We start from the raw sequence: 22,706 nt of genomic DNA, 5'->3' as shown, positions 1-22,706 counted from the left end.
GGGTCCAGGGGGGTGCCCTGCTCGGAGCGCTGGACGAGGCGACCCAGCCCTACGGGCTGGCCACGACCGCCGGGAACGTCTCGCACACCGGGGTGGGCGGTCTCACCCTGGGCGGAGGGATGGGCTGGCTCGCCCGCCGGCACGGTCTGTCCTGTGACAACGTGGCGGCCTTCGAGCTGGTCACCGCGGAGGGGGCAGTCGTCCGTGCCTCGGCGGCGGAGGACGTGGAGCTGTACTGGGGCCTGCGCGGAGGTGGCGGGAACTTCGGCGTGGTGACGGGCTTCGAGTTCGGGCTCCACGACATCGGCACCCGGGCGCTGAGCGTCGAGCTGGACTTCCCGGTCGCGGGCGCGGCGTCGGCGGTGGCCCGCTGGGCCGACCTGGCCGCGGACGCGCCGAGAGCCGCGACCTACGCCGCGACGGTGCTGGGCGGTGTGGCGACGTTGGGCTTCGTGTGGGTCGGCGATGCGGACGCGGGCCGGCAGCACGCCCGGGCGCTGGACACGCTCGCCCGCCCGCTCGCCCGGCGGGTGCAGGAGCTGTCCTACCTCGACCTGCAGCGCCGCGAGGACACCCCGCAGGGCCACAGCGAGCGCCGGTACTGGAGGGGCCACTACCTCCGGGAGCTCTCCGGGGGCGCGATCGAGGCACTCCTCGCTCATCACCCCGCGGTGGCCGCCAGCGTGCAGGCGTACGGCGGGGCCATCGCCGACGTGCCGGACGAGGCAACCGCCTTCGACCACCGAGGAACCGCGTTCGAGTACGTCGCAGCCGCCCGCTGGACCGTGCCGACCGAGGACGAGACCTGGATGGCGACCGCCCGGGAGAGCGCGGCCCGGCTGGCGCCGTTCGCCACCGGCGCCTACGTCAACGTGCTCGGCGACGAGGGTGCGGCGGGGGTCCGCCTGGCCTACACGCCCGCCAAGCTGGCCCGGCTCACCGCGCTCAAGGACGCGTGGGACCCGGACAACGTCTTCCACCTGAACCAGAACATCCCCCCGAGCCGGCAGGGCGCGCTGGTGTGAACGCGGTCAGCCCTGCTCGCCGGTCCGTGGGGACCTGAGCGGGAGGACCGCTTCCCCGGCGGCGTCGTCGATCCCCGGTACCGCTTCGCCATGGACGGCGACCTGATCGCGGCGCTCGTGATCGCCCCGTGACGACCGAGCTCCGGCGACACTCGACGTCCGCTGACCATGAGGGAGAACAGATGACCAGCAGCGAGCTCGAGGCCCACGCCGGCGCCTGGCCCACGGTGGTGCTCGTGCACGGCGCCTTCGCCGACTCGTCGAGTTGGAACGGCGTGATCGCCCGGCTCCGGCGGGACGGCCGTCCGGTGATCGCGGTGGCCAACCCGCTCCGTGCACTGCGCGAGGACGCCGATCTGCTGCGCGACTTCCTCGACGGCGTGGACGGGCCGATCGTCCTCGCCGGCCACTCGTACGGCGGCAGCGTGATGAGCCAGGCCGCCGACGGGCACCCGCGGGTGAAGGCGCTCGTGTACGTCGCCAGCTTCCTGCTCGACGCGGGGGAGAGCACCGCGGAACTGGCCGGGAGGTACCCGGGCAACGAGCTCGGTCCGGCGCTGCGCCCCGTCCCGGTCCACCGTCCCGACGGGCAGACCGTCGACGACCTGTACATCAAGGAGGAGGAGTTCCAGCGGGTCTTCGCCGCGGACGTGCCGGCGGACGTCGTCGAGCTGATGGCCGTCACGCAGCGGCCGATCACCGGTGACGCGCTGGCGGACAAGGCGACGGGGGCCGCCTGGAAGACCATCCCGTCCTGGACCCTCATCACCCTCCAGGACCTGGCCGTCCCGGCCCAGGCGCAGCGGTTCATGGCCAAGAGGGCGTCGTCGCACGCTGTGGAGGTGGATGCGTCGCACGCCGTGGCCGTCTCCCGGCCCGACGTCGTCGCGCAGCTGATCGAGGAGGCGGCACGCGCCACGGCCGCCTGATCCCCAGGCACTCGTCGGCCGGACCGCTCCACCCTCTCGCGGCCGGGGAGGACGGCCCGGAGGCCGGCTGCCCTCTACCGACGGCCCGGCGGTCCCAGGAACGGCGAAGGCCCCCGGTGAGCGAGCGCGGAGCTCACGGTCCACCGGGGTCGGCGGACCTGTGCGCTCCCGAGGCGATGCGGGGGAGTGCCGTCCGGTGGTCGCTGGCAGGGTGGAGGGCATGGCTCCTCCCTCTCCCGTCGTCGTGGTGACCGGTGCGAACGGACTGGTGGGCGCCGCGGTCTGCCGGGCGCTCGTCGAGCGGTCGGCGCAGGTGCGCGCCGTCGTCCGCCGCGCCGGCAGCGCGCCTGTCCTCCAGGGGGTCACCGAGCACGTCGGCGACTTCGCCGACGAGTTCCTCGCCGGCGCGGTGACCCACGGCGCCGACACGGTCGTCACGACGGTGCACCCGATGGGCTCGTCACGGGAGGCGCAGCACCGGGTGGGCGTGGAGGGGACGCCGGTCATCGCCCGGGCCGCCCGCGACGCCGGCGTCGCCCGGCTGGTGCACGTGTCGACGGCCGGGGTCTACGACCTCACGGCCGACGTGGGGGACGTGGCCGACGACGGTGCCCTCCTGCCCGAGGGCAGTGGCGACTACCCCGACACCAAGAACGCCACCGACGCCGCGCTCGCGGCGGTCGACGGGCTCACGACCGTCCTGGTCCGCCCTCCGGCGATCCTGGGCGCGGGGGAGACCTCGGTCTGGAACACGCTGCGCCCGCGTGCGATCCGGGACGGTGACCGCCGCGCGAACCCGTCGAGGACCTGGCCCTGGGTGCACATCGACGACCTGGCGACCTTCATCGCGGACGTCGCCACAGGCGCCGTCGCGACCGCCGACGACCCGCAGCGAGGCCCCGTCGCCAGCGGCACGACCCCGGTCATCGTCGCGGGTGAGCCGGCGACGTGGCGGGACTACCTCGGCACGGTGACCGACGCGCTGGGCGTCACGCCCGAGTGGACCGACGAGCCGGTCTGGACCGGGCAGCTGCTCACCGACCGGGCGCGGGGATGGGGCTGGGCGCCGGAGGTGACCCTCGCGCGGGCCATGGCGGAGCTGCGGCAGGGCCTGACGACGCGTTCCTGACAGCTGGGGGCCTTACGCAAATACGATCGGGGCATGCCCCTGACGGCAGCGGACGTCGACCGGTTCGAGCTGTCGAGGCCTCGTCTGGAGGCCCTCGCCTACCGTCTCCTCGGCTCCGCGGAGGAAGCAGAGGACCTCGTGCAGGAGACGTTCCTGCGCTGGCAGGCCGCCGACGTCGACCGCGTCGAGGTCCCCGAGGCCTGGCTGACGAAGGTCCTCACCAACCTGTGCCTCAACCAGCTCACCTCCGCGCGGGCACGCCGCGAGACCTACGTGGGCCGGTGGCTCCCCGAGCCGCTGCTCGCAGGAGACCCGATGCTCGGCCCGGCCGAGACGGCCGAGCAGCGCGAATCGGTCTCCTATGCAGTCCTCACCCTCCTCGAGCGCCTGTCTCCCCACGAACGGGCCGTGTACGTGCTGCGGGAGGCGTTCGACTTCCCGCACCGGGAGATCGCCGAGGTCCTCGACATCACCGAGGCCGCCAGCCAGCAGACCTTCCACCGGGCCAAGGAGCACGTGGCGTCCGGGAGAGCACGCAGCCAGATCGACCAGGCCGAGGCCCAGCGGATCGTCCAGGAGTTCCTCGCGGCCGCCACCAGTGGCCGGACCGATGAGCTCGTGCGCCTGCTCACCAAGGACGCCATCGCCATCGGCGACGGCGGAGGGAAGGTCCCGGCACGCACCAAGCCGTTCGAGGGAGCCGTCGCGGTCGCGACGTTCGTGTGGGGCATGTTCAGGCCCGCCGAGGCCAAGCGCGCCATCGTCGGCGGCGCGCCTGCCATCTACACCTGGGCCGCCAACGGCGAACCCGCCGTCGTGGCCGTCGTGCACGGCCGGGTCGTCGCCATCATGTGCCTGGAGGTCACCGCCGAGGGCATCACTGCCTGCCGTACCCAGGCGAACCCCGACAAGCTCGCACGCGCGACCGAGCAATGGGCGGCCGCCGACCACGGAGAGCCCCTGATCACGATGTGACGCAGCTCACCCCGGCTCCTGTCAGGGATCGGCAGGCCATCCGGTTCAGGTGGCACATCCGAACCGGACATGAGGGAGCCGACGATGAGAGTGCTGGTGGCAGGAGCGACCGGAGCGATCGGCACGGAACTGGTGCCGCGTCTGGTCGCTGCAGGACACGAGGTGTTCGCTCTGGCCCGCAGCGAGTCCGGCGAGGCCAGGGCGTCACGACTGGGCGCGGTACCGGTCATCGCGGATGCACTGGATCCCGCCCAGGTCGAGGCAGCCGTGCGCTCGGCTGCTCCGGAGGTGGTCGTCGACCAGCTGACCGCGATCGGGCACATCGACACCCGCCACTTCGAACGCAGTTTCGCCGCCACCGACCGGCTGCGGACCGAGGGCACCGACAACCTGCTCGCGGCGGCGCGCGCCACGGGCGTCCGACGGTTCGTCGCCCAGAGCAACGGTGCGTTCACCTACCCGCGGACCGGCGGGCAGCTCAAGGACGAACAAGACCCCCTGGACCACTCGCCGGTCCGCCAGATGGCGTCGACGATCGCCGCCATCGAGCACCTGGAGGACGCCGTGCTGAGCGCCACCTGGACCGAGGGGATCGTGCTGCGCTACGGCGCGTTCTACGGACCCGGCACCTCCATGGCGGCAGGCTCCGAGCAGTTCGAGATGATCCGCAAGCGCAGGTTCCCGGTCGTCGGGGACGGTGGCGGGGTGTGGTCGTTCGTCCACATCGCCGACGCCGCCGAGGCCACGGTCGCAGCGGTGGAGAACGGTGGCCGCGGCGTCTACAACATCGTCGACGACGACCCCGCCCCGGTCGCCGAGTGGCTGCCGGAACTGGCCGCGATGCTGGGCGCCAAGGAGCCGATGCGCGTACCGCGCTTCATCGGACGGCTGGCCGCCGGACAGGCCGGCGTCGTGCTCATGACCGAACTGCGTGGCGCGTCCAACGCCAAGGCCCGGCGTGAGCTGGGCTGGCTGTTGCGCCACCCCTCGTGGCGTCAGGGCTTCAAAGAGGAGCTGGCCTGACGCCTGGCCGGCGGATCGACGGCCGGTGAGTGGGTCACCGGGGCCACACCGTGGTCCCGGTGACCCGCGGGCTGGGCTGGGCGCGCGCGTGATGCTGATCGGGGTCTGCGGCGCGCCTGTCGTGCTGGGCAGCGTCCTCGTCATCCTGCCGGCCGTCCTCGGGGCCGTGGGGCTGCTGTCCGGCTCCTGATCCGGCCACCAGCACGTGTTCTGTCACGCCAGTCGAGGGTCCCTGCGGCCTTGCCCGTCGACGGTGGCGTGATCGAGGTGGCCGCGAGCATGTTCGGGCTCAAGCGCTGTCACTACGTCACGCCGGACGGCGTGCAGCGGCAACTCGTCCCGGACTCGAGATCCGCCGCGGGGCGCCGCGCTCGCCTCGAGAACGATCATCCGGCCCTGAGCCGGTTGATCAGCTCGGTGTCCGTGGTGCTGCTCGTCGTCGGCCTGAGCGTCCTCGTCCTCGAGCTCGTGGACGTGATCGGTCAGGTCCCTCCGGTGGTCGCCCCGGTACGGGGGGCTTCGAGTCCCCGGTCCAGCTGCCGCTGTGGCTCACGATCACCCTGGGCCTGGGTGCGGTGGTGGCCAGCGTGGAGCGAGCGCTTCGGCTGCGGTACCACTGGCTGCTCGACGGCGCAGCGGACTGACGCCCCGACGAACACGGCCGTGCCTGACCCTTCTCCGCATGCGGCGTCCTGCAGGCACCATCGCGAGAGCCTTGCGGGCCTGCCCCCAGGACGACGGGTCCGGCGACCATCCGGGACGCCGGTGGCGCTCGCCCCTCCCTGCGGGTGGGTCGGGCGGCTGATGGCGTTCCGAGGGTGGCCGGACCGTGGCAGCGGTGTGGTGCCGCCGTCAGCGTTCGGTGTCTTCCTTCCTGCGCAGGCTGGACGCGGTGGACCCGTTGCCGCGCCGCCGCGAGGGGACCGTCACACCGAAGACCGCGTTCTGAACGCCGTAGAGCTCGTCGTCGCTCCGCTCCGGCGGGGGGTACGTCGGGCCGTTCTTGGACCACACCGCCTTGGTCCGGCCGCCGGTGTTCTCCTCGACCTTCGGCCGCACCACCATCCAGCCCACGGCGAGGACGACCGCGATCACCGGGATGCCGAAGACCACCACCAGGAAGGTCGTCTTCTCCCAGAAGTGCGGGGACGACTGCCAGCCGGTGATCGCCAGCCCGACGATGATGGAGAACAGGAAGACGAGGCCGATGATGCTGGTGTAAGGGTGCCCGGGCATCTGGAAGGGGCTCGGCGGGATCACCCCGCGGTTGGACAGCATGCGCAGCCGGAGCTGGCACAGGAAGATCGTGCCCCAGGTGAACACGACGCCCAGGGCAGCCGCCTCCAGTGCGATCTCGAACGCGTTGGGGACGAGCGCGTTCAGTCCGGCCCCGAAGACGAAGACCACCGAGGTCGCGACGATCCCGGCCCAGGGGACCCCGGAACCGCTCATCTTCAGGGTGAAGGCGGGTGCCTGCTTGGACATGCCCAGGCTGCGCAGCACCCGGCCGGTGGAGTAGAGGCCGGAGTTGAGGCTGGACAACGCGGCGATGATCAGCACCACCTGGATCAGGTTCCCCATCCAGCCGAGGCCCATCCGCTCGAACACCGTGACGAAGGGGCTGGTGCCGGCCTCGTACTCGCTGGTCGGGAGCATGGCGACGAGCAGCAGGATGGAGCCGCAGTAGAAGACGCCGATCCGGAAGATGACCGCGTTGACCGCCTTGGGCACCTCGCGCTTGGCGTCCTCCATCTCACCGGCTGCCACGCCCACCATCTCGATCGCGGCGTAGGCGAAGACGACCCCGGACATCACCAGGATCGGGCCGTACCAGGCGAAGTCACCCGAGGACGGCCAGAACCCACCCGGGTTGCTCCACAGGTTCGACAACCCGGCCTGGTGGTCGCCGATGTGCACGTGGAAGGCCACCACGACGATCCCGACCAGCAGGAAGACGACGATGGCGCCGACCTTGGCGATCGACGCCCAGAACTCGAACTCACCGAACGCTCGGGCCGACAGCAGGTTGATCGTGAGCACGACCGCGAGCGCGATCAGCACCGTGGCCCAGGTGGGCATGTCGGCGAACCAGTACTGCACGTAGAGGCCCACCGCGGAGAGCTCGGCGATCCCGGTGAGCGCCCAGTTGAGCCAGTACATCCAGCCGGTGACGTAGGCGGCGCGCTCGCCGTAGAACTCCCGCATGTAGGACACGAAGGCGCCGGACGTCGCGCGGTGCAGCACCAACTCGCCGAGGGCCCGCATCAGCAGGTAGGCGATGACCCCGACGAACGCGTAGCTGATCAGCAGCGCAGGGCCGGTGTTGTGCAAGCGGGACGCCGACCCCAGGAACAGACCCGTGCCGATCGCCCCACCGATGGCGATCATCTGCACGTGCCGGCGACTCAGGTTGTTCTTGTAGCCGGCCTGCTCCGCGTTCAGTGACTCGGGCGTGCCATCAGTCTGGGTCACCGGTTCTCCCGCACGTTCGCCGTTGTGAGGGCCGCCATCTACCCCTCGTTGGTGTGCCCAACCACCGACGGTCCACATTTCACAGCGAGGCAACACGAGGCAGGCAGGCCGCGGGCGATCCTCCTGCCTCGTCATCGAGCAGGAGGTCCCGGCCCGGGAGGTCGTGGGGGAGGAGGTGCTGCCGGTGATCCGGCTGCACGACCTGCGAAGCACCCCTGCTGCCCGGCACGGCGACGGGGGGCAGGGCGTGCGCGGTGGTCGGCCGTTCGAGCGGGCGCTGGGTCACGCGCGCGGGGGGGTGACGGGCCGAACCAGTGGGAGTGACGGGTCCGCCCTGCCTCACCCTGTCGGTGTCACGCCGGGGGCCCGGGCGGTGTCTCCATGTCGACGTCACCGCGAGACCTGGAGGAGACATGGCCAGCAGTACTCGGATCCCCGCCATCGAGATCACCGGCATCTACGGGAGCCTGCTGAAGACGATGAGCCGCAGGATGATCGGGCAGGTGCCCGAGGCGGCCGGGGTGATGTGGCACCACCCCCGGCTGCTCAAGGACGCGATGGGGTTCGGCCGGAAGGTCGACTCCTGGGACCGGCTGGAACCCGACCTGGCGTCGTTCGCGGCGATGGCCGCGGCCGGGACGGTCGGGTGCAGCTTCTGCCTGGACTTCCAGTACTTCATGCTGCACAACCGCGGGCTCGACGAGACGAAGGCCCGGGAGGTGCCGCGGTGGCGGCAGTCCACCGCGTTCACCCCTGTGGAGCGGAGGGTCCTGGAGTACGCAGAGGCGATGAGCCAGACCCCGCCGGCGGTGACCGACGAGCTGTCCGCGGCACTGCTCGCGGACCTCGGGTCCGCGGCACTGCTGGAGCTGACCTTCCGGATCGCCGCCATGAACATGACCGCCCGCGGCAATGTCGCGCTGGGCATCCGGTCCCAGGGGTTCGCGGCGTCCTGCGGCCTGCCGCCGCTGGCGACTCCCTCGACGGACGGCATCGCCTCGGCATGACCGCCGACCCGTTCCTCACCCACCGCGGCCTGCTCTTCACCGTCGCCTACGAGATGCTCGGCTCGGCGGCCGACGCCGACGACGTGGTGCAGGAGACATGGCTGCGGTGGGCGCAGGTCGATCAGGCGGCCGTCCGCGATCCCCGGTCCTACCTGGTCCGGGTCGTGACCCGCCAGGCGCTCAACCGGATGCGGACCCTGTCCCGCCGACCGGAGGACTACGTCGGGGAGTGGCTGCCCGAGCCGCTCCTGACCAGCCCCGACATCGCCGAGGACGTCGAGCTGACCGAGAGCATCTCGATCGCGATGCTCACCGTGCTGGAGACGCTCGGGCCCACGGAACGAGCCGTCCTGGTGCTGCGCGAGGTGTTCGACGTGCCGTACGACGAGATCGCCGAGGCCGTGGGCAAGTCCTCGGCGGCCGTCCGGCAGATCGCGCACCGGGCGCGCGAGCACGTGGCCGCCCGCCGTCCGCGGACGGCGGTGAGCCGCACGGAGCAGCAGCGGGTGGTGGACGGGTTCCTCGCCGCGGTCACCGGGGGCGACGTGCAGGGGCTGATGGACGTGCTCGCGCCGGACGTCGTGGTGATCGCGGACAGCGGAGGCCTGGCGCCCGCCTCCCTGCGCCCCGTCTCCGGCCGGTGGCGGGTCGCCAACGCGCTCTCCCGGTTCGCGCAGCACGCGCCGGGCGTGCCGATCACCACCCCGCTGGTCAACGGCGCGGTCGCCGCGCGGATCGATGCGGGCGGCGACTTCGACACCGCGATCACCTTCGTCGTCGAGGGCGGCCTCATCACCCGCATGTACGCCATGCGCAATCCGCACAAGCTCGGCAGGCTGGACGCCGTGGCCGAGCTGCGGCGGTGACGGTCTGCGGCCACTTCTGGAGAGCGGACGTCGAACGACACGGGTTGCTGATCGTCGCTGCAGGCGACGCCGGCATCTCGCTCGCTGAGGACACCGCTCGGGCCCGGTCGAGGGGAGACCGCTCGGGTCAGCCTCGACGGCCCGCGCTTGCGGCGCGCTGCCAGGAGAGGGGCACGACGTCCGTACGGTGCTGCCCGCTCACGACACCACGTGCGCCGTCGGCTGTCAGGTTCGTCAGGCGGCGCGTGTCTTGAAGACATGTACTCCCTCTACATCGCCACCACGTGTACGGCGGCGTTGGTGAACGCCTACGCCGCGTTCCTGAACTTCAGCGGCGCCGAGTCGGTGAAGGCCACCGCTGACCGGATCCGCATCCCCCGGTCGTGGATGGTGCCGCTGGGCACGTTGCTGGCCTGCGGCGCCGTTGGGCTCCTCGCGGGCTTCGCGGTGCCCGTGCTCGGCGCGGCTGCCGGGATCGGGCTGGTCCTGTACTTCGTCTGTGCGGTCACCGCTCATCTCCGAGTCGGTGACCGCCGGATCGGCGGCGCCGTGTTCTTCCTGCTCCTGGCGGCGGCCGCACTGTCCACCAACGTCGCCCACCACGATGGCTGGGCAGGCATCTGACCACGCGGACGAGGAGTTCTCGATGGACGATGGCCAGCGGTTGACCGACAGGTTCGAGCAGCACCGACCACATCTCCGGGCGGTCGCGCTGCAGATGCTGGGGTCCGTGAGCGAGACCGAGGATGCGTTGCAGGAGGCATGGCTGCGGGTCCGCGACCAGGACGCCGACGGTGTCGACAACATGCAGGCCTGGCTGACGACGGTGGTCGGCCGGGTGTGCCTGAACATCTTGCGATCGCGGCGAACGCGCCGCGAGGACCTCTCGTGGCACGTGCCGGATCCGGTGGTCAGCTGGGTGGACGACGATCCCGAACACCGAGGGCTCGTGGCCGACTCCGTGGGCTCGGCTCTGCTCGTGGTGCTCGAGGCGCTGACTCCCGCCGAGCGCCTGGCGTTCGTGTTGCACGACGTGTTCGGTCTGCCGTTCACCGACATCGCTGCCGCGCTCGACCGCTCCGAGGCGGCGGCCCAGCAGCTGGCCAGTCGGGCGCGTCGACGCATCCGCGACTCACCCGAGCCGGATGCTGACCTCGCCCGACAACGACAGCTCGTCGATGCGTTCTTCGCGGCCTCCCGGGACGGCGACTTCGAGAGGCTCCTGGAAGTGCTCCACCCGGACGTCCGGTTGCGGATCGACGGCGGCACCCTGCGAGCTGGTGCCTCGCTCGTCCGGCGCGGTGCGGGGGACGTGGCCGCGCACACGGTCACGTACTCCAGACTGCATCCCCACATCCGGTCGGCGCTCGTGAACGGCGCCGCCGGGGCGGTGGTGGCGTCGCACGGCCGGGTGATGTCGGTGATGGCCTTCACCGTCTCGGACGGCAGGATCACCCGGATCGACTCACTCATCGATCCGGAGCGGCTCGCGCGGCTCGAGCTCGGCGGCTCGGCCACCTGATCTACGACGCGAACGTCGGCCCACTCGCGTCCCCGCCACCGGTTCTGCTCGTCGCAGTCGCCTTCCCCGTGTTGGGCCTGGGCCGGGTCGCCCGCCACGTGGGCGATGACGTCGCACATGGTCGTGTCACGTGCGCGAAGGGCTGAGGTGACCGATCGTCCGGTCCTCGTCGTGGCTGTAGGGGCGGGCCCTGGCGGCGTCTCGTGCAGCTGCGTGGGTCGCGAGGAGCACCGACACCAGCGATGGGCACTCGGCAGCTGGCTCCCTGGCACGGGTAGGCCGCTCGACGTCGATGATGCCGACCCTTGTGATGGCCCGGTGGCGGTATCGCTGCGGTCGCGCGTCCACGGTCCCGCAGAGGCGGGCCCGGCCGGTGATGTGCCCCTCTCGAGCGCGACGGCCCAGCCGGCGTGGTGTCCGCTCACCGACACCACGCCTGAAGCCAGCGGCGAGGATCCGCCTGATGATCAGGTTGGACTCAGGACGGAGTCACTGCCCCGTGTCAGCGTCGTTCGGGCTCCGTTCCTCACTCGTGGGCCGCCGTTCCGCGGCCGGCGCGTCCACGCGCTCCCGGCGCTGACGGATCGCCGCGACGTCGAGCGCCAGGTCCTCGAGCGCCTCGACGGCCCGCGTCGCCAGCGCGAAGGTGAGGTTCTCCCGCTGCTCGACCGCGCTGGGCTCCCGGTGGCCCTGCGGGGCCTGCGAGCGGTCGCCCAGTCGACGCGTCACCTCCCCCCACGGGTCGTCACTGCTCCGCAGATCGCCGAACAGCTCCCGCAGCATCCGCTGCGCCCGCTCGAGGAACTCGGCCGGATCGGGCCCGTTGGTCGCCATCTGCTTCCCCTCTCAGCTGAGGTCCAGCATGTCGCACGGATCGGCGGACGGCCGGTTCGGGAGGCCCGATGAGCGGTTGGAGTTGCGCCCGGCCGTCGGTCGGGGGGACGGGCGGGCCGAGCGGCTCCTGGTGCGGCGTTCAGCGCTGGTCGCGGCGAAGGGGGTGGTCCTCGGGGACCTCCACCACGGCGATCCGCATGCCGTCGGGGTCGTCGATCCACATCTCGACCAGCCCTCAGGGCTCCCGCCGAGGCGGTTGGGTCACGGTGACACCCGCGCGGGCCAGCCGCTCCTGTTCACGGGCGACGTCCCGCACCTGGAGTCAGAGCGCGAGCCCCACGGGTGGCTGCTCGGCCCGACCGGAGACCTCGAGCAGGCCGTTGCCCAGGAAGTAGACGACGCCGCGGTGCTCCGGTGGGCCGAACTCCTGGTGGACGGCCAGGCCGAGGACGTCGCCGTAGAAGGCGTGCGACCGCTCCGGGTCCGTCGGGCGCAGCAGGATGCGGCTGCTCAGCACCTCCATCGCGGCATCGTCCACCCGCCGGCCTTCACTGGCTCCTGCCGGCCTACCCCTCGCCGGCCGGCGCAACGGGTGGGCGTCCCTCCGCGCGTGACGGGGAACGTCGTCGTCCCGACCGCCTCGCCGTGGATGGGTCGTCATGCTCACTGACTTCCGCGAGGATGCCCGCGTCACGAGCTCGCTGGACCGCCATCAGCCGATCGCGCACGCCGAGCTTGCGGTACAGGTGCTCGAGGTGCTTGTGCACCGTCCGGGGGGAGGTCCGCAGCCGGCGGGCGATCGCGTCGGCGGTGAGACCGTCCCCGAGCAGGGTGAGCACGGCCAGCTCGCGCTCGGTCAGGCCCAGGCTGCGCACGGGGTCGTACCGCACCGCCGACACGTCCTCGAGCACGACCCGCTGGCGGAAGAGCGCACCGAGCGCCGGGAGGACCAGGCGGGCCAGGTCCAGGTCATCATCGTCGTAGTCGTCGTCGGGGCGGCTGACGACGTAGGCCTCGACACCAGCACGCATCACCAACGGCAGGGCCAGTTGGTGCGTGATGCCGAACGGACGGGCGAAGGCCGTCCACTCCTCGACCATCTCCGGCTGGGCGATGGCGCTGGGCACCCGGCCGAGGACCTGCGGTGCCGTGCTGCGGGTGACCGAGTACCAGCGCAGGAGTGGCTGCGTCGTCGCGTCGACGAGGCGCCCGGACGGCGGTGCTGCCGGCAGGTAGTCGACGGGCCAGCAGTCGGCGATGTGGTCGACCCACGTCCGGTCGACGACGTGCCGCGAGCAGCAGGCGGCGTGAACGGACTCACGCAGGAGGTCGGCCACCCGCTCGTGGGGGAAGGGCTGCGCGCGGGCAGGCCTCGTCAGGATGTCCCCGACGAGCTCCAACCAGGCTGCGGAACAGCTGACAGCGCGCGCCACACACCTCACGCTAACCAGCCGCTGCGCCGTGGTGAAGGCGTTCGCCGCTGAGGGCACCAGGAGTCCCAACCCCAGCACAGCTGGGCCCCGCATGGGCGTTGTCGAGCCCCGGGAAAGACGTGCTGCGAGTACGCACGTCTGCGTACTTCCTCCGCGGCCCGGGTCTGCCTACGGTTGGCGTTCTCGCAGCTCACGCGACGTCTGGGGGGATCATGTCGGGCTTCCGCGTACACAGACGTTGACGCAGCACCGGCGGCTCAGGTGTACAAGCCACCGCCGGGCCTCCGCGGGACGTCGGTTCTCCGACGACCGAGTGCGGCCGGTCGTCCCGGGACTCCCGACGGCAACGGGCTGGGATGTACGCCTGGACGCCGTCCCATCGCCACTGCTCCTTCCAGAGGGGAAGGACGAGTTCCGTGGACACTGCATCACCCACCCGGGTCACGCTGTTGGACGGCTTCCGGCTCGACGTCCACGGCGTCGACCAGTGTTTATCCCGAGGCGGCCTGCCACCTGGCGTGCAGCGGCTGGTCGCACACCTGTGCCTGTCCGGGAGAGCGAGCCGGACGGCGACGGCCGGCCGACTGTGGCCGGACGTCTCCGAGGGCCATGCGCACGGGAGCCTCCGGTCGGCCCTCTGGCGACTGCACAAGGCTGCGCCGGGCGTCATCGAGGTCTCCGGCGAGGTCCTCCGTCTGGCGCAGAGCGTGCGAGTCGACGTACGGGAACTGAGCGACTGGGCGCAGCGGGCGATCGCCTCACCAGGAGATGACCCTGAGATCGCGGTGCCGTCCGCCGCGCTCGGGGGCGACCTGCTCCCCGGCTGGTACGACGACTGGGTGTTGTTCGAACGTGAACGGCTGCACCAGCTCCGGCTGCACGCGTTGGAGGCGACCGCAGCCAGGCTCGCCGTCCACGGCCGCCACTGGGAGGCACTCCAGGCCGCCTATGCAGCGGTTCGCGCCGAGCCGCTCCGGGAGAGCGCTCACCGCACCATCGTGCGGGTCCACCTGGCCGAGGGGAACCTGGCCGAGGCAGCCCGGGCCTACGAGCTGTTCCGGAGCATGGTGGAGAGCGAGCTGGGCGTGCTCCCCACTCCGCAGATGACCCGGCTCGTCCAGGGCATCCCACCGCGCCGCTGCTCCTCGACTCTGGAGGGCGCGCCCACGGTCGCCGTCCCGCGCCGGTCGACGATGTCTGCAGTGCGCGTGCCCTGACGACGCGCGAGTCGGTTCAGCGCCCCGGCAACAACGACGACTGTCATCCGAACGAGGGAGTGCGCTCACGCACTGTCACGAGGACCATGATCTCCACGAATCGACGGCCAGTTCATGGACGTCGACCCATGCGCAGCCCCTACGCTGCGTGATGACTGGAGTGAAGGGTGGCCGTGGCCGACGACCGAAGTGCAGCACTGCTCCTCCGCGTGTGGATCGAGGAGGGGTCCGACCACTTCCGTGCTCGCTTGATGGCGGTCGGCGCGGGCGAGGGGAGCGACCGGACGGTTGCGCTGGCCTCGTCGCCGGACGAGGTGCTCGAGGCGGTCGGTTCCTGGCTCGATGAGTACCTCCGGCGAGGGACCTCGACGGACTGAGCCCGTGAGCCGGCGGCGCCTCCCGGCTGGCCGCGATCCTGGCTGGTCCTCGTGCGGCCTGGTGTCGCACGTGTGCAGGCGGAGTGCGGAGCCTGAGTGTCCGAGCGGTGTGTCGGGTGATTGACAGCCAGCACCGAGACTCGCCAGTATCGTAACTGGCGACCCACCCCTACGGCGTCTCGTCGCCGACCGGTCGGGCGCCCCTCAGGGGGGACATCTCGTGGACGGTTCCGCTGGAGTCCGCGTCGGACTGCTCGACGGGTTCGCGCTCGAGCGCTGTCGTGGCGGCGTCCACACGGTCGTCGAGGGTCTCCCTCGGTGCGCGCAGCGCCTGATCGCCCATCTCGGTCTGTGCGGACGCCCCACCCGCGCGGCGGTCGCAGGGGAGCTGTGGCCAGACGTGCCCGAGGACCACGCACACGGCAGCCTCAGGTCGGCGTTGTGGCGCGTGCAGAAGGTCGCTCCGGGACTGGTGGAGGCCTCCGGTGGCGCTCTCGCGCTCGCCGACGGCGTACGGGTCGACGTCTGGGAGTTCAAGGAGTGGGCGCAGCGCACCCTGGACCCGACCGCGGATGTCGATGGCGCGATGGCGCCGGAGTCGGCGCTCGCGGGTGAACTGCTGCCCGGTTGGTACGACGACTGGGTGCTGCTGGAACGCGAGCGGCTCCGCCAGTTGCGGCTCCACGCCCTCGAGGTGCTGGCGGTCAAGCTGGCTCGCGCCGGGCGCCACGGCGAAGCGGTACAGGCGGCGTGCGCCGCGGTGCACGCCGAGCCGCTGCGGGAGAGTGCCCACCGCGTCCTGATCCGAGTGCACCTGGCCGAGGGGCATGCCGCTGAGGCCGTGCGGGCGTACTGCTGCTTCCGGGACCTGCTCGCTCAGGAACTGGGAGTTGCCCCGACCGAGGCCATGCAAGCACTGATGGCCGAGGCGGGCCTCGGTGTCCGTGGGCCGGGACGCACCGCACCCCACTGACCGGGTGCTCCTTACGGGCAGGGGCGGTCGCCCGCTGCGCGACGTCGGCAGTCGCGGGTCGTCGACCTGGACACCGGCACGGTCGTGGCGCTGTGCCCACGGGGCAGTTCGCGTGCGCTCGACCCCGTTCGAGCCCCGCGCTGTGCTCGGCGACGGGGCTCCCTGCGCCCCGCGGTGACAACACGGTGACGGGCCAGCTGCGAGCCTGACAGACACGGCGTGTCCGGACGCTCTCGGAACTGTCGCGCCTCATGGCGAGCCACCCGGTGGGGGAGAGACCATGCCCGAGGACGGCGTGCAGGACATCCAGGACCACTACGAGATGCTCGGCGGCGCGGCGGGGGTGCTCGGCCGGCCGTTGGCCGACGAGGCACCCACAGCGGACGGCATCGGTCTGTCCCGGGACTTCGAGCACGGGTCGATCTACTGGACCTCCACCGCCGGCGCGCACGAGGTGCACGGCGCGATCGTCGGGAAGTGGTCCGAGCTCGGCCGGGAGGGCGGCACCCTCGGCTACCCGCTCACCGACGAGCTGGCGACACCCGACGCGGTCGGGCGGTTCAGCCACTTCGAGCGCGGCTCGGTCTACTGGACACCGCTCACCGGCGCGCACGAGGTGCACGGCGCCATCCGCACCCGGTGGACCGAGCTCAACTGGGAGCGCGGCGAGCTGGGGTACCCGATCACGGACGAGACCGACCTCCCCGACGGAACCGGGCGCTACAACCACTTCGAGCGCGGCTCAATCGCATGGACGCTGGGCGGAGGGGCCCACGAGGTGCTCGACGAGCCGCTGTTCCCGCCGGCGGACACGACCGGGGTGCACCGGATCGACGAGCATCACGCGGCGCTCGGTGGCGCGTCCGGGCTGTTGGGCGCACCGGTCGGCCAGGAACAGCACACGCCCGACGGCGGACGGTTCCGCCACTACCAGCACGGGTCGATCTACTGGTCCCCCACGACCGGAGCGCACGAGGTGCACGGCGCGATCCATGGCACGTGGTCTCGGCTGGACGGGGAGAAGAGCGCGCTGGGCTACCCCACCACGGACGAGACGGCGACGGCCGACGGCGTCGGGCGGTTCAACCACTTCCAGCGGGGGTCGGTGTTCTGGACACCGAAGAGCGGCGCGCACGAGGTGCGCGGGCCCATCGGCTGGCTGTGGGCGCAACTGGGCCACGAGCGCAGCCCGCTGGGCTACCCGATCACCGACCAGGAGGAGACCGAGCACCGGCACAGCCAGTTCGGCGTGTTCCAGAACGGCATCGTCTACGCCGACACCGTGCGCGGGCCCTACGAGGTGCTCGGCAAGCCCTTCCAGAACCCACGGCATGACCATGCGTGGGAGGTGCATGACCGGCCGGACTTCCCGCCGCCGGACCCGGCGCGGGCGGGTGAGTGGACCGTCGCGGAGTACGACGCCGGCATCAGCGGCCTGCACGCGGCTCTGCTGCCCACCGGGACGCGCGGCTCGATCTGGTACCTGGCCTACCACGACGAGGAGGGCCACGGTCACCACGACCCGCAGCCGGCCGCGGACGGCGAGAGCCGGGTGCTCGACCTGGACCGGAGGACGGCGTCCACGCCCGCTTACCACGGCCCGCACGGCCACCTGCCGAACCTCTTCTGCGGCGGGCACGCGTTCCTCGGGGACGGCCGCCTGCTCATGGTCGGCAGCGACCGCGGGAACGCGGAACGCATGCGGATGCTGCACACGTTCACCCCAGGCGGTCCCGGCGGCGGCACCTGGCGGCACGTGGGCTCCATGGCCGCCGGCCGCTGGTACCCGACAGCGGTCACCCTCCCGGACGGTCGCGTGCTCATGATCGCCGGCGCCAAGATGGCACCCGAGGGGTTCGCCAACACCACCTTCGAGGTGTTCGACCCGGCGACGGGCACCGTCGGGCCCGCGATGCCCGCCCCCGCACTCGAGGTCTTCGGCGGCGCGGTCACCTATCCCTTCGTGTTCGTGCTGCCCGACCGGAGGCTCCTGGTGCACGGCGGGTGGCGCACCCGCTTCCTCCACCTGCAGACCGCAGGCTTCGACCCGGCGGTGCTGGAGACGGTCCCGCGTCCGGGGCGCAACAGCCGGACCTACGGGCTCGAGGGCACCAGCGTCCTGCTCCCGCTGCGACCGGACTCGAACCCGCCCCACCGGGCACGGGTGCTGGTGATCGGCGGCGGGGGCGCCGACCCGGTCGGCGTCCGGACGCCGGCCACGGCGACCTGCGAGCTGCTCGACCTCGGGGAGCACTCGCCGGCCTGGCGTGCGACCGCCCCGCTCGCCCACCCGCGGGTGATGCCCGACGCCGTGCTGCTGCCCGACGAGACCGTGCTGGTCATGAGCGGCAGCAGCCGCGGCTTCGCCGACAACGGGGCGAACGCGGTCTACGAGGCCGAGCTGTTCGACCCGCGAACCGAGACCTGGACGCCGATGGCGCCGACCTCGGTACCGCGGCTCTACCACTCGACCGCGCTGCTGCTGCCCGATGCGACCGTCATGACCTCGGGGACGGACGCGTTGTGGAACCCCGAGACCGTCCACGAGGCGGAGCTGCGCCTGGAGGTCTTCCGCCCGCCGTACCTCTGCACCGGCCGCGACCGACCGGTCATCGAGCACGCGCCGCGGGACATGGGATACGGCACCAGCTGGACCCTGCAGACGCCGGACCCGGCGTCGATCACGTCGGTCGCGCTGATGCGCAACGGTGCGTGCACGCACTCGTTCAACAGCGATCAGCGCCACGTCGGGCTGGCCATCGTCGGGCACAGCGGATCCGACCTGACCGTGGCCGCGCCGCCGGACGGCTTTGTGGCCCCGCCGGGGTGGTACATGCTCTTCCTCCTGCGGAACGGCGTCCCGTCGGAGGCCAGGTTCGTGCACGTCGGCTGAGTCGCGCCCGCTCGGGCCGGTGCCGCCGGTCGCGACACCGGCCGGTGACCTCGTGCCTGGCCGGCGAGACGGCCCATTGGTGAGGAACGGGGCAGGGGTCGGACCGGTGGGCGCGCGGACGACGCTCGAGCTCGCACCGTTCCTCCGGAGGGTGACGACTCCGACCCCGACACCGCTATCGGCCGGCGGCTTTCACCGGGACGAATCGCCCTCCGACAGAGCGCGGCGTGGTCATCGCCACGTCCGGGGGAGAGGCTCGTCGAGGGAACGACGGACACCGGCCGGCCGGCGGTGCGCCGCAGCTTCGATGCTTCGGTGACGGCGCAGTGACGTCGCTCGACGAACCTGGGTTCTCGGTCAGGCGTGAGCAGTCACGAGAGGAACGGCCATGTCAGCGCCCATTCATGTGCCAAGGACCGCCAACGAGCACGCTGCATCGACTCCGACCACAGCGGCGAAGGCTTGGGCGGCGGCTTTGTTCAGCGCAGTCCTGGCGTTCCTCTCCTCGCTCCTCACGGCGCTGGGTGGCGCCGACACGGGCTTCGATTCCATCACTGCCGGTCAATGGCTCACGGCGGTGATCGCCGCTCTCGTTGCGTTCGGCGGTGCAGCCGGCCTCACCTACTACGTCCCGAACAAGCCCCGCTGAGCCGGCGCGGGTCCGGAGAGGACCCGGTCGGGCGGCGCCGACCGCTGCGAGGAGGCGTCTGCATGAGCCGGTGCAGTGTGTCAGCCTGGTCGTGACGATCCGGTGACGGCGCGGGCCGAGTCTGGCGACGACGGACGGAGGACTCCATGGCGAGCTTGATCGCGAGGGTCACCTCCAGCAGCGCTCGGTCTCCACTCACCCGACTGCTGACCGCGCCCCTCGGCCTGGACGTGTGGGAGGTCGGGCCCGACCACGTGGTGCTGCAGGCCGAGGAGGTCCAGGCCGACCGGCTGGAGGCGATGGGCTATCTCGTCGAGCAGCTCCAGATGACCGAGCCGTACGTGTCGGCCTTCGCGACCGAGGCCGCCGCGGCCGGGTACCACACCGTCGCGACCTTGGAGCAGGACCTGCGGCGCCTCGCCGACGGGCACCCGGAGATCGCGGAGCTGGTCGAGATAGGGCGCAGTGTCGAGGGGCGGCCGCTGTGGGCGCTGCGCATCGGGGAACGCCGGGGGAGTGCACGGAAGGTCGCCTTCTTCGGCTGCCACCATGCCCGGGAGTGGATCTCCGTCGAGGTCCCGTACCGGCTGGCCGAGCACCTGCTCGACAACTCGTCGTCGGAGCCGGTCCAGGGGTGGTTGCAGCAGGGCGAGGTCTGGGTGGCTCCCATGGTCAACCCCGACGGGCACGAGCACACGCGCACCACGGATCGGCTCTGGCGCAAAAACCGACGCCGGAACGAACGCGGCAGCATCGGTGTCGACCCCAACCGCAACTACGGCTACATGTGGGGCACGTTGGACGTCAGCACCTCCAGCCACGTCCCGTCGGACCAGACGTACGTCGGCCCCCGAGCCTTCTCCGAGCCGGAGGTGCGGGCGGTGCGCGACCTCGTCGCGCGGCAGCTCATAGGCGGTGTGCTCAGCTACCACAGCTACTCGCAGCTGGTCCTCTACCCCTGGGGCTACACGGACGACGCGATCGAGGACGAGGCCGACCTCAGCAGCATGCGGGGTCTGGCCGAGGACATCCAGGACCTGGTCAAGGGAGTGCACGGGACGACCTACGTCGCGCAACAGGCGTCCCAGCTGTACCCGACGGCAGGGGACACCACCGACTGGACCTACGGCGAGTACGACGTCCCGTCGCTCACGATCGAACTGCGCCCGGCCTCCGCCCTGGAAGGTGGGTTCATCCTGCCGGCGGACCAGATCGAGCCGTGTTGGGAGGAGAACCGACCTGCCGCACTCGAGTTCATCCGGCGCGTGTTGGCTCCGCCGCAGGGCTGATCGTCGCCGCCGCCCTGCTCGCGCCGCCGGTTCCTACGCCAGGATCCGGACGAGCGTGCGGGGGAGATCCAAGGAGTGGGCATGACCGAGGGTGACGAGAGGTGGATCGCCCGGCTCACGCCCCCGGCGGGACGGGACGTCGCAGCGCTCCTCGGCATGTCGCTCGCCGTGGACGTCTGGGAGCGCCACGTCGACTCCCTGGTCGTGGCGGCGTCCGCGGCTCAGCTCGCCGAGCTCGAGCGGCGGGGAATGGCCGAGGTCGACCGTTGGGCGACGCAGGGAGAGTACGAGGCACAGGTGAGGAACCGGGCGGCGACCGGGGACGGGGCTGAGCCCGGACCTGCCGGGGCAGCCAAGGGCGGAGAGCAGAGCGATGCGATTTGACCGTGTCGGGATCAAGGTGGCGGGCGCGCAGACCTGATCCGCAGTGGACGCGCTGCGCCGGGCTGTCGGTCGTCAGCGACCTCGAGGACGCCGCTGCCGAGCAGACCGCGTTGGCCGAGTTCCTCGAGTGGCTGGATCTCACCGTTGACGAGCAGTCCACGAGCGAGACTGAGCAGGTGCTCGGGCGCCTCGTGGCGCAGGTCGGCCGACGGGGCACGAGGGTGACGATCCCGTGACGGGCGACTGCGAATCTGCTGTAGTCGGGACCTCGGCGGTCGGACGACGGCGGGTCCCCGCACACGCCCGAGCGCGGCGAACGGCTGCACGGGACGGCAGAGTCCCTTCCCCTCGCCGGATGCCGCCCCGTCGGCTGAGCACCTCATGCACTGTCAGGAGCGAGGATGTGGCCGCAGAAGGATGACCGCTCGTGGACGAAGAGCCGCCCGCCCGGCGGCGGGCGGAGGCGATCCGGATGGGCGGTGGCCGTGGACGGCGACCGCAGTGCCGCCCTGCTCCTCCGGATTTGGCGAGACGACGGCGCTCGGTCCTTCCGCGGGCGGATGACCAGCATGGACACCTGGCCTATGAGCGCAGGTGAGGAACTGGCCACCGTAGGCCTGGCCGCGTCGCCGCGGGACGTGATGGATGCGGTTCGGGCATGGCTGGACGAGTTCCTCGGGGACGCACCCATGTCGATCGACGGCGACGATCGAGCCCCGGCGGTCCACGCCGACGGTGCCGGGAACTTTCGGGCCCACGACACCAACGGGTGCCCGAGCGGGGGGCCTGCTTCCTGCGCAACGCCTGCCCGATGCCTGCTCGGCTCGCCCACCGACGAGGCGACCGAGCAGTGACCTTCCCTGGCCGTGACGAGATGGTGACGGAACGGCCCCTAGCGTCAGGCCTTGGACGAGCGCGGAGGGTGGACGGGAACATGGGAGTCGTCATGTCCGTGGGGCCGCCGACAGCGGGTTCTCCGGACGCGCACTTAAGGCACGCTTTCGGGGTGCGTGAGCAGAAGCACCACCGAGTGGGACCGTGATGTGGCCGGCGACACACGGGCGGGCCTGCTCGAAACCATCCAAAACAGGCGGGGCGCCATCCAGGCCTATGTCCGTGAAAAGGAGCCCGTCAGCACCCGCCTGCTGACGATCAGCATCGTCAGCAGTGCGATGGCAGCAGCCCTGACGGCAGGGCCGGCATTCGGCGGCGAGAACTTCGCCGAGACCGTGCAGGCGGGGTTCTCCCTTGCTAAGCCGTCGGCGGTGTGGCGGGTCCTCTGCTTCGGGGCGGTCGTGGTCTCGGTGACCGCGGCGGTGTCGGCGCAGTTGACCAAGGAGCACGACCTGAGATCCCGGATAGGCGCCGCCGAGGCGGCCGGCGTGATGTTGGACGGGCTGCGCACCAGGCTCGAGTTCGGCCGGATGTCTATCCAGGACGCTGCGCAGGAGTACCAGGACATCATCGCCGGCATCCCCTTCGTGCACGAGCTGTCCGCCGACCACACGGGCGAGGCGCGGGCCGAAGAGGGGAGTGCGGTGCGCCGCCGGGCGCCCAACGGATGGAAGCTCGGGATCGCGGCGGTCCTGGCCGCGCTCCTCCTCCTGGCGGCCACCCTCGTCGGGTTCGTCATGGGCCTCGCGGACTCGTCGGCCGGCGGTCGTTCGACCAGCGCGACCCCTACGGTGTCGGGCAGCGCGACCCCGCCC

The 22,706-nt window shown here is 71.6% G+C and carries 23 protein-coding genes; 19 read left to right on the top strand and 4 right to left on the bottom strand.

The genetic code is table 11. From position 1 onward, the window contains the following. From FHL79_RS21610 to FHL79_RS21585, 5 genes are all read left to right on the top strand, one after another. Positions 1 to 1,025: FAD-binding oxidoreductase (locus FHL79_RS21610; protein WP_138760620.1), on the top strand; the 1,025-nt coding region annotated here is incomplete at its 5' end. Between the two features lie 182 nt (positions 1,026 to 1,207). Then, on the top strand, positions 1,208 to 1,954 hold the full coding sequence (locus tag FHL79_RS21600; protein ID WP_138760619.1) for an alpha/beta fold hydrolase: 747 nt from the start codon (positions 1,208 to 1,210) through the stop codon (positions 1,952 to 1,954). Between the two features lie 220 nt (positions 1,955 to 2,174). Beyond that, positions 2,175 to 3,083, top strand: a complete 909-nt coding sequence (locus tag FHL79_RS21595) for an NAD-dependent epimerase/dehydratase family protein (RefSeq protein WP_138760618.1) — start codon at positions 2,175 to 2,177, stop codon at positions 3,081 to 3,083. Positions 3,084 to 3,116: 33 nt separating this feature from the next. Then, on the top strand, positions 3,117 to 4,058 hold the full coding sequence (gene sigJ / locus FHL79_RS21590) for an RNA polymerase sigma factor SigJ (protein WP_138760617.1): 942 nt from the start codon (positions 3,117 to 3,119) through the stop codon (positions 4,056 to 4,058). A gap of 84 nt (positions 4,059 to 4,142) precedes the next feature. Further along, positions 4,143 to 5,081, top strand: coding sequence for an NAD-dependent epimerase/dehydratase family protein (locus FHL79_RS21585; protein WP_138760616.1), 939 nt, complete (start codon positions 4,143 to 4,145; stop codon positions 5,079 to 5,081). An 852-nt stretch (positions 5,082 to 5,933) separates the two neighbouring features. On the opposite strand, the gene FHL79_RS21580 is transcribed toward FHL79_RS21585, so the two are convergent. Further along, complete coding sequence (locus tag FHL79_RS21580; RefSeq protein ID WP_218938561.1) at positions 5,934 to 7,553, bottom strand: amino acid permease; 1,620 nt, start codon at positions 7,551 to 7,553, stop codon at positions 5,934 to 5,936. Positions 7,554 to 7,966: 413 nt separating this feature from the next. On the opposite strand from FHL79_RS21580, the gene FHL79_RS21575 reads away from it, so the two are divergent. The 4 genes from FHL79_RS21575 to FHL79_RS21560 all read left to right on the top strand — a co-directional run bounded on the left by FHL79_RS21575 (position 7,967) and on the right by FHL79_RS21560 (position 10,948). Continuing rightward, the gene (locus tag FHL79_RS21575; protein ID WP_138760615.1) at positions 7,967 to 8,560 is read left to right on the top strand and encodes a carboxymuconolactone decarboxylase family protein; all 594 of its coding nucleotides are present in this window, start codon (positions 7,967 to 7,969) and stop codon (positions 8,558 to 8,560) included. After that, entirely contained in the window at positions 8,557 to 9,426 is an 870-nt protein-coding gene (locus FHL79_RS21570; protein WP_138760614.1) for an RNA polymerase sigma-70 factor, read from the top strand. Before FHL79_RS21575 ends, FHL79_RS21570 begins: the two co-directional genes overlap by 4 nt. Before the next feature lie 258 nt (positions 9,427 to 9,684). Beyond that, on the top strand, positions 9,685 to 10,050 hold the full coding sequence (locus FHL79_RS21565; RefSeq protein ID WP_138760613.1) for a DoxX family protein: 366 nt from the start codon (positions 9,685 to 9,687) through the stop codon (positions 10,048 to 10,050). After that, positions 10,031 to 10,948 (top strand): sigma-70 family RNA polymerase sigma factor, encoded by a 918-nt coding sequence (locus tag FHL79_RS21560; protein WP_439331137.1) that lies wholly within the window; start codon positions 10,031 to 10,033, stop codon positions 10,946 to 10,948. Before FHL79_RS21565 ends, FHL79_RS21560 begins: the two co-directional genes overlap by 20 nt. Before the next feature lie 489 nt (positions 10,949 to 11,437). Here the strand turns inward: FHL79_RS21560 and FHL79_RS21555 are convergent, their stop codons facing one another. The 3 genes from FHL79_RS21555 to FHL79_RS21545 all read right to left on the bottom strand — a co-directional run bounded on the left by FHL79_RS21555 (position 11,438) and on the right by FHL79_RS21545 (position 13,215). Then, positions 11,438 to 11,782 carry a hypothetical protein gene (locus tag FHL79_RS21555; protein ID WP_138760611.1) on the bottom strand — a complete coding sequence of 115 codons (345 nt, stop codon included), beginning with the start codon at positions 11,780 to 11,782 and terminating at the stop codon, positions 11,438 to 11,440. 322 nt (positions 11,783 to 12,104) lie between these two features. Beyond that, the gene (locus FHL79_RS25960; RefSeq protein ID WP_246081097.1) at positions 12,105 to 12,305 is read right to left on the bottom strand and encodes a VOC family protein; all 201 of its coding nucleotides are present in this window, start codon (positions 12,303 to 12,305) and stop codon (positions 12,105 to 12,107) included. Positions 12,306 to 12,348: 43 nt separating this feature from the next. Beyond that, on the bottom strand, positions 12,349 to 13,215 hold the full coding sequence (locus FHL79_RS21545) for a helix-turn-helix transcriptional regulator (protein ID WP_138760610.1): 867 nt from the start codon (positions 13,213 to 13,215) through the stop codon (positions 12,349 to 12,351). Positions 13,216 to 13,631: 416 nt separating this feature from the next. On the opposite strand from FHL79_RS21545, the gene FHL79_RS21540 reads away from it, so the two are divergent. The 10 genes from FHL79_RS21540 to FHL79_RS21505 form a co-directional block, all read left to right on the top strand. Beyond that, complete coding sequence (locus FHL79_RS21540; protein ID WP_138760609.1) at positions 13,632 to 14,432, top strand: AfsR/SARP family transcriptional regulator; 801 nt, start codon at positions 13,632 to 13,634, stop codon at positions 14,430 to 14,432. 167 nt (positions 14,433 to 14,599) lie between these two features. Further along, positions 14,600 to 14,809, top strand: a complete 210-nt coding sequence (locus FHL79_RS21535) for a hypothetical protein (RefSeq protein WP_138760608.1) — start codon at positions 14,600 to 14,602, stop codon at positions 14,807 to 14,809. A gap of 220 nt (positions 14,810 to 15,029) precedes the next feature. After that, the gene (locus FHL79_RS21530; protein WP_138760607.1) at positions 15,030 to 15,782 is read left to right on the top strand and encodes an AfsR/SARP family transcriptional regulator; all 753 of its coding nucleotides are present in this window, start codon (positions 15,030 to 15,032) and stop codon (positions 15,780 to 15,782) included. Between the two features lie 280 nt (positions 15,783 to 16,062). Beyond that, positions 16,063 to 18,675 (top strand): galactose oxidase-like domain-containing protein, encoded by a 2,613-nt coding sequence (locus tag FHL79_RS21525; RefSeq protein ID WP_138760606.1) that lies wholly within the window; start codon positions 16,063 to 16,065, stop codon positions 18,673 to 18,675. 388 nt (positions 18,676 to 19,063) lie between these two features. Further along, positions 19,064 to 19,324 carry a hypothetical protein gene (locus FHL79_RS25245; RefSeq protein WP_171058280.1) on the top strand — a complete coding sequence of 87 codons (261 nt, stop codon included), beginning with the start codon at positions 19,064 to 19,066 and terminating at the stop codon, positions 19,322 to 19,324. Positions 19,325 to 19,470: 146 nt separating this feature from the next. After that, positions 19,471 to 20,613 (top strand): M14 family metallopeptidase, encoded by a 1,143-nt coding sequence (locus FHL79_RS21520; protein ID WP_138760605.1) that lies wholly within the window; start codon positions 19,471 to 19,473, stop codon positions 20,611 to 20,613. Positions 20,614 to 20,694: 81 nt separating this feature from the next. Beyond that, complete coding sequence (locus FHL79_RS21515) at positions 20,695 to 20,997, top strand: hypothetical protein (RefSeq protein ID WP_179966111.1); 303 nt, start codon at positions 20,695 to 20,697, stop codon at positions 20,995 to 20,997. A gap of 110 nt (positions 20,998 to 21,107) precedes the next feature. Continuing rightward, on the top strand, positions 21,108 to 21,233 hold the full coding sequence (locus FHL79_RS26260; protein ID WP_281283891.1) for a hypothetical protein: 126 nt from the start codon (positions 21,108 to 21,110) through the stop codon (positions 21,231 to 21,233). 165 nt (positions 21,234 to 21,398) lie between these two features. Then, positions 21,399 to 21,851: a hypothetical protein gene (locus FHL79_RS25440; RefSeq protein WP_179966110.1), complete on the top strand. Its 453-nt coding sequence runs from the start codon at positions 21,399 to 21,401 to the stop codon at positions 21,849 to 21,851. Positions 21,852 to 22,007: 156 nt separating this feature from the next. Beyond that, positions 22,008 to 22,706 (top strand): hypothetical protein (locus FHL79_RS21505; RefSeq protein ID WP_138760604.1); only part of this gene is annotated, 699 nt, incomplete at its 3' end.

It is taken from the genome of Modestobacter altitudinis (genome assembly GCF_005930475.1).
In the GTDB taxonomy this organism is placed as follows: Bacteria; Actinomycetota; Actinomycetes; order Mycobacteriales; family Geodermatophilaceae; genus Modestobacter; species Modestobacter altitudinis.
This window is presented reverse-complemented; position numbering and strand designations above follow the sequence as displayed.